Genomic DNA, 14,073 nt, shown 5'->3' with positions numbered 1-14,073 from the left:
CTAGCCTTTCTTGACCTCCTCTGGTTTGGTAGTCATCTTTTGATACAATATTGTATTCTTAGGAAATTGGTCTAAGAATGGGACAATGGTATTCCCAAATAATAGTAGCCCCTCTCCTGCATTAGAGTTTGTCACATAATTTAGCTGATAAGGTGAAATTTTTAGCTTTCTAGCTAATATTTCTCTATCGCCAGAAGCCTGGTTTAACATCATGATAAAATCGGTGTTATCAAAAACATTTTCAATTTCTTTGCTTGCCAATAAATCCTTCACGTTCTGGGTTAATCCAGTTGGAATACCTCCCCACTTCCGAAACCTCTTCCAAATTTCAACAGAATACTGTGCTGTTTGTTCTTCCTTCAATAGTAAGTGAAATTCATCAATATAATATCGAGTTGACTTTTGGCTCTGCCTATTTTGTGAAACCTTGTTCCATACCTGGTCTTGAATAACTAACATACCAATCTTTTTCAATTGGGTTCCTAACTCTTTAATATCGAAACATAAGAGTGACTTATTCAAGTCAACATTGGAACGATGATTGAAAACATTAAGGGAACCTGTCACATAAATTTCCATTTCAGTCGCTAATTTCCGGCCAACACTTTCCTCCTGTTTTAACAATAATTCATATAGGTCTTGTAAAATTGGCATATTCTTTGGTATCGGATTTTCAAAATACGCTTCATAGATTTTGGGAAGACACCTATCGATAACTGACTTTTCTGCTGCAGTTAAACCAGAACCACCTACAACCAATTCAAGCATAGACATAATAAAATTCGCTTTATCCTTCAAAGGTGCATCCCCATCCCCATAGTTAAAATTTATATCCAAAGGATTTAGGTAATCTTTTGATTTTGCGGATACATGAATAACCTCTCCACCAAATGCTTCAACTAAAGCACCATACTCTCCTTCCGGATCACAGATGAGAATATCATCATCAGTTACTAAGATAGCATTGGAGATTTCACGCTTTGCTGAGAATGATTTTCCAGACCCTGGCGTCCCCAAGATTAAACCATTGGGGTTCTTTAGTTTCTTTCTGTCTGCCATAATTAAGTTATGGCTAATGGCATTTAGACCATAATAGATGGATGTACTAGAGGTCATGAATAATTCTTCAGTCATAAACGGAATAAATACTGCCGTGCTTGAAGTTGTTAATTGCCGCTTTATTTTAATGCAATTCATTCCTAAAGGTAGTGCTGATATTAAGCCTTGCTCCTGTTGGTAATCCAAACATTTCAGCATACAATTGTGGCGACTGCAGATGGTCGCCAACTGGGAGACAGCATTGTCCAGTTTAGCTTTTGACAATCCTTGGTTTAGAATGATAAACGAAACGAGAAACATCTTCTCGTCACGACTTTGTAAATCATTCAATAGGTGTTTCAAATCAGTACCGTAGGTCATCAAGTCTGAAGGAATAATATCTAAATCATAACCAGAACGATAAGCTTTCTTCTGCTCTTCCATCGTCATCCGTTGAACATCGGTGAACTTACGTTTGACTAACTTTATCGCATCAACTTGATCCAAGGCATGAATATGCAATGATAGAACCATATTCTCCTCTAGTGAAAGTAATTCAGTTAAGAATCTATCAGACAATTCTGATGCTAATATTTGCACATGACTAGTCTGGCATAGGACATTATCCATTGAAAAATACTTCTTCTGAAAGTGAATTTTATCTGGTACGATTATAGAACGACAATCCCGATTTTCCAATTCAACAGGTAATGTAGATAAGTGCTCAGTCGGGTTCAAAATATGATGAAGTACAATCAAACGTTCAAAACCGTTTAATACAGTAGAACGAATTCCCATCCCTTTTAAATGAGATTGTAAGTCAATTTCTAGCCTTGATAATACAACCTTTGCTTGCCTATACGAATCCTCTTTTACACCAAAAACGATATACTTTGTCTGCCTTAATCCATTATTTCCTTTCTCCAATTGATTTTGAAGCATAGTCCTAAACTCACTTCGTATTTCCTCAAGTCCGTCATTTTTAATTGGGATTGTAATTGCATCAGCTAATTCTTCTAACCTTCCAAGTTGATTCGTAAAACAGAGTTGTAATCTGGTATTGTTATCAAAACTATTTAAAAATGAAGCAAACTGATTGAAGATGTAATCTCGTTGCTCTTCCAATGCTAGTTGGTAGTTGATGTCTTCAAAAGCAATCATTTTAGTAAAATAGCCATCAGTTAGTCGACAAATCCCATTCTCATACACTTTCTCAATAGGAATTGTATCTTCTACAGTAAAACATTTTTCACCTAATTCAAAAAATGATTTTATAGAAGCTACAAACGAATTTCCTTCCTGTTTTGCTGTTTCCTTTTGTATCTTTTTTAGTTGGGCCTGCTTCACTTCAAGAAATTCTTGTGCTTGTTTTCTTTTTCTTTCTGGTCTCATGTACCTCCTCCTTGAATTTTGCTTTATTAAGTGCTCTTTTATACCGCACACACGGCTGATAGTGTTGTTGTAAGAAAATATACTTTAGGTAGATTTCACTCGTTAACCCATCTTTTTCATAAAAAGTTAAAAATAAGAAAGGGAAAGCAAGAATAATAAAGACTAACATTGCCAAATCATTTCCAACACTTTCCCTAATTGATAAATAAACAGGCAGACTAACAAAGCCTGCCAATGAAAAACCAATTAACTGACGCTTGGTTAAATTAAATGCTATTTTAGTTTTTACCTTGGATAAATCCTTTGGAATTTGAACGTAGGCCATATACTCTCCTCTCTAGTGGGCATTCATAATCGACCTTGCAAGTGTACCAGTTTTCAACATCATGAATCCTAGCAGAACTGTATAACCTAAAATGGAAAAGACGGACATATGAATATCCGTCATTTTTACGCCTCTAAGTAATACCGCATAGATTCCAAAACAGATAACGAGGAACAAACCTTGCAGAGCCAACGCGAATAGTCCACGAATGTAGTTATGTCCAAGTTGGCCCCACTCCCTATTGCCAAGTGTAGCAAATGGCAAGGCAGCAACCGAACTATAAGCATAAATTTCGAACATTCTTCCATAAGTGATGATAAGAATGATTAAGGAAATAATCTGTATCGTTAGCTTAACCGCTTGAAGTTCAAAAACAATACCAGCTAATTCACCAATATTCTTATCTTTTAAACTATCAACCATTGCTGTAATCTGTTCGGATGATATAGATGTTTCGCCATGAATGACTCCTGTTGCTTGTCCAATCATGTGCTGTCCCATATCAAATGCTGCCATGGCAAATTCAAAAGCATGCGATACCAAGTATACTGCAACCCACATCTTAATGACATATTTGAAAAATTCAAACGTATCAACTTCTGCCATATTGTTCTTTTGCATCACTACTTGGATCAATTCTAAACATAATACAGCTGTAATTACCAAACCAGCTATTGGTAGTACGACACTATCATTAATGTGTTTGATAAAGGAAAACACTTCAGCATTGAACTGGCTTGGCGATTGACCTACCTGACCAGATACAAAGTCTAATTGATGATTCAAGTCAGTAAACATACTTGTCAAAGTCCCTTTTATCATATCCAAAAGAATTTCTTGAATCATCTCTTCTAGTTTTCCGAATATATCAAACATAGCTCCTCCTATTGGATTAAATTAGCAAGCAGAGGAATTAGTTTTAAACCAATTAACACAATACCACCACCTGCCATCAGTTGCTTGATACCCTGTGACTTAGCTCCTGGGTTATCGTTACCATAACCTTCCATGAGGTTAATAACGCCCCAGGCACCTAAACCACCGCCAATTGCGATAACCAATGTTTTTAAAACATCAACTCCTTGTGTGAAAAAATCCATTACTCTACCTCCATTTCATCTTGTTCAATTTTATTCATTGATTTAACAATAAAATTCTTGTATACCTTATCACCTTTACGATTTTCTTTAAAGTAACCGAAAACATGGATAAGATCTCCCTTTTCAAATTCTTTTGCAATCTCTACCTTATCACCATAGGCAGAACAGTTAGTGTATTCCTTACCCTTTCCATATTTTTTAACAAGGGAGAAATTTACCACTGGGACAATTCCGTCCTCGGAATCAAAACTTGAAAACACAACATCTTTTACAAGATGAGCGTTAATATTTATCATTTCATGTTCCATAATTTTCCTCTTTCTATTTTTTTCTTTACGTTTTGTATATGTTGGTGGTGCTCTAATCCTCATAAGCAACCTCCTACAATTGAATAACCTTTGTATTCTCAGAAAGTTTGACTCCGCCTCTTTTCTTGAGATACTTTTCTATGTCAAACTTGTTTCTCTTATCAAAATCCTCTAATAATTTGTAATGCTTATGCTTGGTAATATCATACTTATCTGAATAAAACGGCCGAGTACCACGAATCTCAAGAATACATTTTCCACCATCCATGACTTTTAACTCATCGCGTGACATTAGCTCCTTTCCTAGTTTCTGATAATTCAGACCAAATGATTTCTGATTGGACCTAGTTTCACTAGTATTGTATAGATCGATTGTTTCTTTACCTAAATTCTCCGCTAATTCTTTCAGAGTAGTTCCTTCTTTGCCACCAAGAAATAACTCGGTATCACAGTTTCCGATAATTGTATCTGCATTATCTTTATAAATGGCTTTAAGTTGAGATTTTGCTTGAAGAATGATAGCAGCAGAAATTTCACGAGAACGAATGGTAGCAATCAACTTTTCAAATCGTGGAATTAGACCAATGTTGGCAAATTCATCTAATAGGCAACGTACATGTACTGGTAATCGACCTCCATAAACATCGTCCGCCTTGTCACAGAGTAAATTGAATAGTTGCGAGTACATAATGGAAACCACAAAGTTAAATGTGTCATCTGTATCTGAAATAATGACAAAGAGTGCCGTTTTTCGGTCACCAAGAGTATCCAATTCTAACTCATCCTCACTCATCAATTCTCTTAACTCTTCAATGTCAAAAGGTGCTAACCTTGCACCACAAGAAATCAAGATTGATTTTGCAGTTTTCCCAGCTGCTAACTTATACTTTTTGTACTGTTTAACAGCAAAATGATGAGGCTTTTTCCGTTCTAAAGCTAAGAATAGATAATCAATAGCATTCTTAAAATTCTCATCATCTTCTCGCACCTCGCTAGCATCCAACATTGCAAGTAAAGTATTAAAGTTTTGTTCTTCCTTTGGACTTTCATAGTAGATATAACCAATAAGTGCCGTGTAATAAAGTTTCTCAGCCTTGACCCAAAAATCTTCTCCAGCTTTTTCACCCTCACCCTTAGTATTTGCAATGATTGTCTGAACTAACTTGAGAATATCTTTCTCACTTTTCAAATATGCGAAAGGGTTGTATTTCATGGATTTATTGAAGTTGATAGTATTTAAGATTTTTATCTGATAACCATTGTTTTCTAACATCTTGCCACATTCTAGAACTATCGTTCCTTTTGGGTCAGTAACACAGTAACTAGAATGCATTTGCATAAGATTGGGTTTGACAAAAAATCTAGTCTTACCACTGCCTGAGCCACCTACCACCAGAATATTTTTATTTCTGGCAAACTTTGGGTTTGACGGTCGGGAATTCATAGTTAGCTTTTCGCTATTTGTCAACAAGATATTATTCTCAAAAATTGGGTCCTCATAAGGTTGAATATCTTTCCCATCTCCCCATCTTGCAGAACCATATTCAACTCCGTGTCTAAATTTTTTTGCATGATGCTTTTTTGAATACATCACTCCCCAAACGCTTATAGATAAACCTAAACCGAGTAGCAAATCATCAAAACTCGGAATGAATAACCAACTCATAGATTCAATTTCTAAAATTGCTTGAAATAGCCTATCTAATACATCACCCCCTTTAAAACTTCGGATATGATGGCCTAAACAGGTTCCAAGATAGAAAAAAAGAAGATAGGGAATTAAACTCTTAATAAGTGTTCGCCTATCTCCTATTGGAATACTATTTAGAATGTCAAGTTTAATTTGTTCGATTACTTCAATCCTATCACCTCCTATAATGACTGTTCCTGATGTTTTTGTTTGATTTTCGGTTTGATAATCTGTTCTCCAAGAGATTTTTGATACTGTTTGATTTTTTTCAAGGTTGATTGCTTGATTCTTGCTTTCTTTTCAGCTTTTTGAACTGCTTGTTTGAATGAGTGTTCTAAAATTGCTGTGTCTTTCGCTTGAAAAAATACTTCAAAGTTTTTGTTCTCTTTGTTTCTTAAAATGGAGAACCGAACACCATGTTTATTTAACTCCTTCTTTAACTCAAGTAATTCAGGCTGCTTCATAGGAATATTCTCTAGAGTTCCCTTGCCTACCAAATATTTTAAAGGAACCTCTCCTTGTTCACTTTTTTGTGATAAATATTGTTTAACTGATAACTTTTTTGATTCTGCCTCCTTAGCCAATACTTTTAAAGCTGCTACTATCAATTTAGCTGATACCTTCGCCAGACGAAGATTTAATGTAACTAAACGATTTCCAACATCCTCATTTATCATCTGACTTCTTATCCTTCCACATTATCATCCCTATTGAAGTAACTAGGCACAATAAACTGCTTACTATGACTAGAAAAGGATTTACAACTGTATCACCAGTTTCGGGCAATTTTTCAGCCACTATTTTCTTGCCAGAATTGTCATTACCATTCGCTTGCGTTTGACTAAGTTTCTTTTTAGATTTCTCTGGATAATCTGATACAGATCGATTGGACTCTTGATTTTTTGGTTTACCATTTTCACTCTCTGTTACCTGTGGTAGGATTGGAGATTTTGAATTATCATCAGTCTCGTTTTTGTTCGGAGTTTGATTCTGTTTTTGTACCTTCTTTGTACCAACCAATATTATTTCTTTTACTGGTTCCAAAATGACTTCCTCTTCAATTTGGACGTCACCATTTTGAACACCTCTTAGGTAATTCGTAACAACAATCACTCTTTTCTGACCGTTTTTACCTTCTTGAATAGTTTTCTCAATACCTTCTTCAAGTGTGTCATCTATTTTTTTCTCCACTTCGAATGGAATATCAAGCAATTTTTCAGAACTAGTGATAGATTCTATTGGTTTTGTTCCCACTTTGACCACTTCATCAACTGGTGCTTTTACAACATTTTCAGATATATTGATTGGGTCACCAACCTTCTCCCCCTTGTTTGTCTTGTAAGTTGTAACTAAATCTACAAGCCCTGGAACGCCATTTCTCACAATAATTCGCTCATCCTCAAACAACGAATCATCTTCCTCAACAAGAACTCCAAATGGGGCTATTACACTGTTTTTTTCAGTAGTCTCTCCTTCTATTTTCTTAGTTCCAATTCTTACAACCTTATTAACTTTTATTTTCGTTTCAGTAGATTCTGAATTAAATGGTTCAGGATCTCTTACACCCTTAAACGTTTTATAGTGGTCATGAATAGTTACCTCACCGTTCTGACCCTCAGTAACAATTACAACTTCACCTTCATACATATTTGGATCTGATTCTTCAATTACATCGAATGGTACAATCTCTGTCCTTGTTATTACTTGTTCATCTTCAATTTGTTTCGTCCCATACTGAATGATTTCGTCTACCGCTTCTTTATTTATAATAGTTTTCGTATCAAGCAATTTTTGTGTTCTAGTACCTTTTCTTGTTTCGAATGTTTCTTGAATTATTCTGATACCTTTACTACCTTTACTAACAATAACTTCTTCATCTTCATACATTTCTGAATTTTCTTGACGTATTACCTGGTAGTTTATTTCCTCTTTCCTTTCAACAGTCTCCTGGCCAACTACCTCATTCACAATAATTTGATATGGGCTATTATCTTTTAGTAAAATTCTTGTTGGAGGAATACTTGCAAACACATATCCATTAGGTGGTGTCACTTCAAGTGTTACCTCATCCCCTCTGTTGCCGGTTATTGTATGGCCGTCACCAACTTTTTCTCCATCCTCTGTTACAAACTCAATTTTCTTAGAAATTGATTCAGGAATAACAGGAGTGTTATCAACTTTTTCAACAGCCTCAATATAGTTGTGATTAGAAGCAAATAAATCAAATCCATGTAGGTTGCTTCCATCACCAATCGACATAATTGCAAGACGAGTTTTTAACGGATTGATTGTAGAGTTTTTCCATGAGTTGATTCTTCCACTCGTCTTGTATGTTTTTCCGTCAATTATAAATTCAATATTTGAATTTACTTTTTGGTCGGTCACATTCAATTGCTGAACTTCCTCTTCAGTAAGTTCTTTCAAATGCTTAATTGATTTCCCTGTTTGTGGTTCTATTGAAAACTCACTATTTAAAACTAAGAAATATTTTTTAGTAGCTGATTTCAACCCCTTTAGTCTACCATCAATGATGTTAGTTGATAACTCCTTGTCACCAACCTGCACTTTTAAATAGCCTGCATTTGATTTCTGATATGCTGAAGCCATTTCATAGTATTGTGGAGTCTGAAAAAATCCTGTGACTAATTGACCATTTGTATCCAGTACATTGTCTGCTTCTGTCAATTCAAAATACCCGTGATGAGAATTTCGAGTTGTTAGAAAAGCATATGCAGTGTAAGAAAGGTTCCCGTATATATTATAAATATCTTGACCTAAATAACGGTTCAATTGATATTCAACCATTCCATAATCTAATAATGGAACTTCACGTCCATCAATCTCTGCGATTAGCTTACCGAGTTTATCACGCCTAAAATCTGACAAAGTTTTAGGTTGTCCATTGAATAATAATTTGTATGTATAAGCTTCAGGAATACGAATAGCCTGATAATTCTCAGTAAGGCTCGAATGTGCCCCCTTAGAAATCTCCAAACTTGTATCTGTATAATCAACAACGAATTGATTCCCATTTAGAGTACCCCAATCTTTACTACTCCCGTCTACATCATTTCGATGAGAAATTACTTCATTGGCATATACTGTAAATGAATTTACAGGTGAAAGTTGTGTGGAATTAAGACATATAAGTCCTATGGAAAGAGAAACCAGTCCAATTGTTAATTTACGCAGACAAAATTTACATTTTTTTGAAATCATAAGTTATTTCCTCCAAAATCTTGTTTCACTTGGTTTGAATAATAGGCACCAATAGTCTGAGGTGCATTAAAAGCTGTTGTTAAAATATAAGCACGGATATTTCGAATGTTTGTATCGACCTTTGATAAACACTCGCAGATGTAGTCAATATGATACATTGTCAGCTGTCTAAATCTATCTTTTACAAAGTCAATCGGCAATCGCATCTGATTGATTGAAATTGTTCCATCATGCTGATAAAACACATCAGCAATAACTGGTAAAACCTCATCCCATTCACATAATTTTTCTCGACACCCTGACTGTACTAATAATTCATACTGTACTTGTTTCTTTAATTTCTCAAGTTCATCCCCCTCTTCAATAGATTGATTGATATAAAATGAAGTAACATCTGTTGTATTATTTGTTGTATTATTTGGTAATGGTTGGTTCAAATTGACACCATGCATTGGGTCATTCTGAACTAATGCAGTAGAACTTTTAGAACGAGTGCATTGGGTCAAATTGAACTTTTCCATTGGGTCATTTTGACCTAATGCATTGGTTAATGTAGAATTTATTCCTTCATCCAATGCTTTCTCTGCAATTTGATTTCTTTTTATTTTTACCATCTCCTGTAATTCAAAAATTTTTTCTAAGTCCAATGAATACCACTTGGTTTTATCTCTTGGATCTTTATTGTAATTAGCAGTTAAAAGAAAACCTGCTTTTTCGAGTTTTGAAAAAGTCCTCTTAACTGTTTCATAACTAAGATATGAAAAATCGGACTCATGCCAAGCCCGAATCGAATTATATGTCCAATATCTACCATCGTGGAAATTTTTCCCATTTTGTTTATTTACTTCTAGCCAGAAATTTATTTGTTGGAGTACAATTGCTTCATTCAAACCTATTTCTCTGGCCAAGACAGGATTTGCGACAATAGGTCGCTCATCAAACAAGAGAGCATTCATAGACACCTCCTATAAAATTCTTTAAAAAGAAAAGCAACCAGAAGAATTTTGATTGCTCGATAAGTTTAAAACGAATGATGCATGATAGATTTAAGAGAGTTATTGATATAATCAAACCAAAAAATAAACCAAAAATAGTTAAAAGTATTGAGAATATTTGATTAAATAGCAATATACTTACTAATTCTTTAGTGTAAGTCAAAATGTTAAAAAATTATAAAGGAAAGCTAAAAAAGCCCGTAGAATCAGGCTTTTACGCTGAGTTAATTCTAAAAAAAGGTACCAAATTTTCTTTCAATTTTATTGGCTTTACATACATGTCCAATAAACCATTGAATAATTGCCATGTAGTGAAAATCCTTTCGTAGCAAGGGTTTGAGCCCCTCGACTTCTAAATTTTTCATCTAGGCACCAAATAGGCACCAAAATTTCGATTACCATGACAGTTCATATGCCAATACTTTACCTTTTTCTTAATAGTCAAAAGTTCAAAATCAGGGTAAACTTTTGAAAATTTTTTTTTATTTTAGGTGAAATTTTGGCTGAAATATATCGTGGCTGATAGCTATTCGAGAAATATAACTAATTCTTATTATACCACGATTTAATCTTTATTGCCGTTTTTGTTCTATTAGTGAAATTCTTGAAAGCCCTCAACTTAAGTAGTTTAGTCAGCGAGAGGAAAATCATTCTTCTACTTTGAAAATTAATCGAACATGTTTGAAAAACTTTAGTTTCTTACACACGAATGTGATTGATTCGATCATTCAACTCGTTAATTTGACTGTTGATTCTTTATCGCTACACTAACTCTCTAACATTTGTTACTTTTTATTCTTTTAACATTCAAATTTGAAGTCCCATATAAGGGCACATTCGAAACTACACTCTATCCAAAAAGACCTGTAGTTACCCACAGGTCTTTGTTAATGTTCAGATATGTATTAGAACAATTCTCTATAAAAAGCTATTGTCTCTTCTAAAGTTGGCATAAATGGATTCCCTGGTGCACAGGCATCTAGGAGAGCGTTCTTAGATAGGTATTCAAAATCAAATTCCTCTTCCTTGATGTTTAATTCTGTTAATTTTTTTGGAATACCTACTGTTTCTGACAGTCGTTCAATATTCTCAATAGCAAAAGTTGCACATTCTTCATCAGTCTTACCAACTGTTACTAGACCGAATGCCTTGGCAACATCTCGGAAGGCAGCTGGAACTCGTTTTGCATTTTCACGTTCAATAATTGGGAGCAACATCGCACAGCAAACACCATGTGGCAAGTGGTAGACAGCTCCTAGCTGGTGAGCCATCGAATGTACGTAGCCAAGTCCTGCATTATTGAAGGCCATCCCTCCCAGGAAGATTGCATTCACCATAGCTTCACGTGCTACAATATCCTGACCATCAGCTACTGCTTTTGGCAAGTGTTCATTGATTAATTCAATAGCACCAATGGAAAGTTTCTTTGTTACATCGTAAGCTCCTGGTGTTACTAAGGCCTCAATAGCGTGTGTTAACGCATCCATACCAGTTGCGGCAGTTAAATCAGCTGGTTTCGTTAACATGAGCTCTGGGTCATTAACCGACATGAGTGCGAGACTGTTTTTGTCAACCATAACCATTTTTACTTTGCGTTCTTCGTCAGTGATGACATAGTTAATGGTAATCTCAGCCGATGTCCCTGCAGTTGTATTAATCGCTACTACAGGTAGACCTTTATGATCTGATTTATGGAGACCTTCAAGTTCTTGTGGAGACTTATCATTTGTTGCCATAACAGAGATACAGCTCGCTGCATCCTGAGGTGATCCTCCACCCACAGAAACAATAAAGTCACACTCATTTTCTTTTAAAACTGCTAAACCATCGTATACATTTTTCGTAGAAGGATTTGGGTCAACTTCTTTGAAGACAACGAAATCTATCGATGCTGCCTCTAATGATGCCGTAACTTTCGGCAAAATATCGCTTGAGGCAATAAAATGATCCGTCACAACCAGTGCTTTTTTGAAACCCAACTCTGCCACATGTGTACCAAATTCATTGATAACACCACGACCAATTAGGTTTACAGAAGGTACATAAAATGTTGACATACGCTACTCCTTTTAATTATTTTATTGATATATTGTATTTTAATTATACGCGATTTCCATTCAAATTGCAATAGTTTGTTAAAAAAAACACATGATAAGATGCTATAAAACATATACTGTTTCTATATTGAAACATTGAGATACAAAATTTGATACGGAAGTTTGGTACACTATTCTAATAATTTAGCATCTATAGTTTATACCATTTGATTGAGCTATTTAAAACTTCCGTTACTCTCTAAAATAGCCTGTTTTATAAAATTACTTCCTACTCTTTTGCATCTCAACTAATGAATGTCCCAATTCAGATTCAAGAACTTTTGTAAATGGTTGCATCCAAAACTCCATCGGAAATCTTTCTTGCCTATTCTGGTTTCGACTAAATATATAATTGTTCCCAGCCTATAAATCAAAATTCAGCGGATTTCAACCCAATTGAATTGACTAAGATCAAAAACATACTAAGATTAGTAGTGAGGAAATCTCCGACGGGAGAAAGTACTCACTACTTTTTCTTTATGATAAAGTAGAGGTGTCTTGTTAAGTCGAGAACTCTTTTGACGCTAGACGTCGCATCAAAAACTGGCAAGGCACCTGTTTTAGAAAGAATGTTATCAAAGTATGTGGGACGCCAGACGTCGAGTATTGAAAATGACATCACTAAAACAAGGAATCATTCAAGACAAAGAGGTAATATCATGCGAGTAGTATTTGGGATTGACGTGAGTAAGGTAAGTTCAGAAGTAGCCATTCTAGTCAACGGCGAGAAGGTTCATAACTACACCATGTCCAATGATGCCATTGGCTTTTCTCGGCTACTTGGCGATTTGAAAACCGTCCACAAGCCAGAAATCATCTTTGAAGCAACAGGCGTCTATTCTCGTCGTCTTCAAGCTTTTCTGGATGAACATAGCTACGCTTATACACGACTCAATCCCTTAGAAGCCAAGAAGCAACTGGATAGCTTGCGTGTGAGAAAAACAGATCAAATTGACGCCGAAAAACTAGCTCAATCTCAGTTTGTACTGAATCGTAAATCGACGTATGTCCAAGAAGAAGTCTACCAAAACTTGCGGGATCTCAGTCGATTCTATCAGAACTTAACTGAGGACATCGTTCGAGCTAAAAACCGCCTGCACAAGGTCTTACAGGTCACTTTCCCTGAATTGGAAACTATCTTGTCAACACCAACTGGGGAACAATACTGGAACTTAGTTATAGCTTTTCCTTGCAAGGACTTCGTGCTTGAGTTAAGCAAGGATGAACTCTCAAAGAGCATCCGTCTGTCCACTTCAAAACGGATTTCTGACAAGCGTGTGGCTTACTTAGTTGAGAAGCTGACAGCACTAGCTAATCAATCTTATTGTGCCGTTAAGAAAACCTCTCCGATCATGGAAGAGGTGCGTTACTATGCAAAAGAATTGCTTAGACTTTCTGAACAGAGACAAACTGTCTTAGACGAAATGGTGGAACTAGCTCAGCCATTACCAGAATATGAGATTCTGCTTTCTATTCCTGGTATCGCTGAGACGACTGCAACAAGTATTATTGGCGAACTGGGAGATATTCGCCGTTTTCAGTCTGCCAATCAAATCAATGCCTTTATCGGTATTGACCTAAGACACTATGAATCTGGAAGCTTCCTCGCTAAGGAGCACATTACCAAGCGTGGCAATCCCTACGCTAGAAAGATTCTGTTCAAGTGCATTCACAATATCGCTTCAGCTAGTCACACTAATCCTTGCCATATCGCAGACTTTTATGAGAAACGAAAAAGACAATCGCAAACGACTTCAACCAAGCCACACACGATTGCCTCCATACATCGACTCATTCGGACAATGTATTACCTCATTATGCATAACAAACTTTACGATTACGCTTCAACCCAAAATCGATAAAACTGTTTATGCTCTATCATTGTAACACCTTATCAAAAAATTTCAACA

The 14,073-nt window shown here is 35.6% G+C and carries 11 protein-coding genes; 1 reads left to right on the top strand and 10 read right to left on the bottom strand.

Annotated features, from left to right (window positions below):
* The 10 genes from AB1F57_RS06825 to AB1F57_RS06780 form a co-directional block, all read right to left on the bottom strand.
* Entirely contained in the window at positions 1–2,430 is a 2,430-nt protein-coding gene (locus AB1F57_RS06825) for a VirB4-like conjugal transfer ATPase, CD1110 family (RefSeq protein WP_367985529.1), read from the bottom strand.
* Positions 2,387–2,755 (bottom strand): PrgI family protein, encoded by a 369-nt coding sequence (locus tag AB1F57_RS06820; RefSeq protein ID WP_167785351.1) that lies wholly within the window; start codon positions 2,753–2,755, stop codon positions 2,387–2,389. Before AB1F57_RS06820 ends, AB1F57_RS06825 begins: the two co-directional genes overlap by 44 nt.
* A gap of 12 nt (positions 2,756–2,767) precedes the next feature.
* Complete coding sequence (locus tag AB1F57_RS06815) at positions 2,768–3,631, bottom strand: VirB6/TrbL-like conjugal transfer protein, CD1112 family (RefSeq protein WP_024380858.1); 864 nt, start codon at positions 3,629–3,631, stop codon at positions 2,768–2,770.
* 8 nt (positions 3,632–3,639) lie between these two features.
* Positions 3,640–3,855, bottom strand: a complete 216-nt coding sequence (locus tag AB1F57_RS06810) for a Maff2 family mobile element protein (RefSeq protein ID WP_014637003.1) — start codon at positions 3,853–3,855, stop codon at positions 3,640–3,642.
* Positions 3,855–4,163 carry a single-stranded DNA-binding protein gene (locus AB1F57_RS06805; RefSeq protein ID WP_160863632.1) on the bottom strand — a complete coding sequence of 103 codons (309 nt, stop codon included), beginning with the start codon at positions 4,161–4,163 and terminating at the stop codon, positions 3,855–3,857. The genes AB1F57_RS06810 and AB1F57_RS06805 overlap by 1 nt, the downstream gene beginning before the upstream one ends.
* Before the next feature lie 73 nt (positions 4,164–4,236).
* Complete coding sequence (locus AB1F57_RS06800) at positions 4,237–6,024, bottom strand: VirD4-like conjugal transfer protein, CD1115 family (RefSeq protein WP_170243554.1); 1,788 nt, start codon at positions 6,022–6,024, stop codon at positions 4,237–4,239.
* Positions 6,025–6,035: 11 nt separating this feature from the next.
* Positions 6,036–6,530 (bottom strand): PcfB family protein, encoded by a 495-nt coding sequence (locus AB1F57_RS06795; protein WP_167785350.1) that lies wholly within the window; start codon positions 6,528–6,530, stop codon positions 6,036–6,038.
* On the bottom strand, positions 6,520–9,072 hold the full coding sequence (locus AB1F57_RS06790; protein WP_367985528.1) for a G5 domain-containing protein: 2,553 nt from the start codon (positions 9,070–9,072) through the stop codon (positions 6,520–6,522). The genes AB1F57_RS06795 and AB1F57_RS06790 overlap by 11 nt, the downstream gene beginning before the upstream one ends.
* Positions 9,069–10,028 (bottom strand): DUF6017 domain-containing protein, encoded by a 960-nt coding sequence (locus tag AB1F57_RS06785; RefSeq protein ID WP_167785348.1) that lies wholly within the window; start codon positions 10,026–10,028, stop codon positions 9,069–9,071. The genes AB1F57_RS06790 and AB1F57_RS06785 overlap by 4 nt, the downstream gene beginning before the upstream one ends.
* A gap of 944 nt (positions 10,029–10,972) precedes the next feature.
* Positions 10,973–12,124 carry an iron-containing alcohol dehydrogenase gene (locus AB1F57_RS06780; protein WP_167785347.1) on the bottom strand — a complete coding sequence of 384 codons (1,152 nt, stop codon included), beginning with the start codon at positions 12,122–12,124 and terminating at the stop codon, positions 10,973–10,975.
* Between the two features lie 698 nt (positions 12,125–12,822).
* Here AB1F57_RS06780 and AB1F57_RS06775 point away from each other — a divergent pair.
* On the top strand, positions 12,823–14,025 hold the full coding sequence (locus AB1F57_RS06775; RefSeq protein ID WP_367985527.1) for an IS110 family transposase: 1,203 nt from the start codon (positions 12,823–12,825) through the stop codon (positions 14,023–14,025).
* The last annotated feature ends 48 nt before the right edge of the window (positions 14,026–14,073 follow it).

The organism is Streptococcus nasisuis (genome assembly GCF_040836615.1).
Lineage (GTDB): Bacteria > Bacillota > Bacilli > Lactobacillales > Streptococcaceae > Streptococcus > Streptococcus suis_V.
The sequence above is the reverse complement of the archived record's forward strand: the minus strand, read 5'-3'. Positions and strand labels throughout refer to the sequence as shown.

What these genes read in the sequence shown, in the direction of transcription:
- AB1F57_RS06825 (WP_367985529.1), bottom strand. Translation starts at nt 2,430, where the DNA reads ATGAGACCAGAAAGAAAAAGAAAACAAGCACAAGAATTTCTTGAAGTG.
- AB1F57_RS06820 (WP_167785351.1), bottom strand. Translation starts at nt 2,755, where the DNA reads ATGGCCTACGTTCAAATTCCAAAGGATTTATCCAAGGTAAAAACTAAA.
- AB1F57_RS06815 (WP_024380858.1), bottom strand. Translation starts at nt 3,631, where the DNA reads ATGTTTGATATATTCGGAAAACTAGAAGAGATGATTCAAGAAATTCTT.
- AB1F57_RS06810 (WP_014637003.1), bottom strand. Translation starts at nt 3,855, where the DNA reads ATGGATTTTTTCACACAAGGAGTTGATGTTTTAAAAACATTGGTTATC.
- AB1F57_RS06805 (WP_160863632.1), bottom strand. Translation starts at nt 4,163, where the DNA reads ATGGAACATGAAATGATAAATATTAACGCTCATCTTGTAAAAGATGTT.
- AB1F57_RS06795 (WP_167785350.1), bottom strand. Translation starts at nt 6,530, where the DNA reads ATGATAAATGAGGATGTTGGAAATCGTTTAGTTACATTAAATCTTCGT.
- AB1F57_RS06790 (WP_367985528.1), bottom strand. Translation starts at nt 9,072, where the DNA reads ATGATTTCAAAAAAATGTAAATTTTGTCTGCGTAAATTAACAATTGGA.
- AB1F57_RS06785 (WP_167785348.1), bottom strand. Translation starts at nt 10,028, where the DNA reads ATGAATGCTCTCTTGTTTGATGAGCGACCTATTGTCGCAAATCCTGTC.
- AB1F57_RS06780 (WP_167785347.1), bottom strand. Translation starts at nt 12,124, where the DNA reads ATGTCAACATTTTATGTACCTTCTGTAAACCTAATTGGTCGTGGTGTT.
- AB1F57_RS06775 (WP_367985527.1), top strand. Translation starts at nt 12,823, where the DNA reads ATGCGAGTAGTATTTGGGATTGACGTGAGTAAGGTAAGTTCAGAAGTA.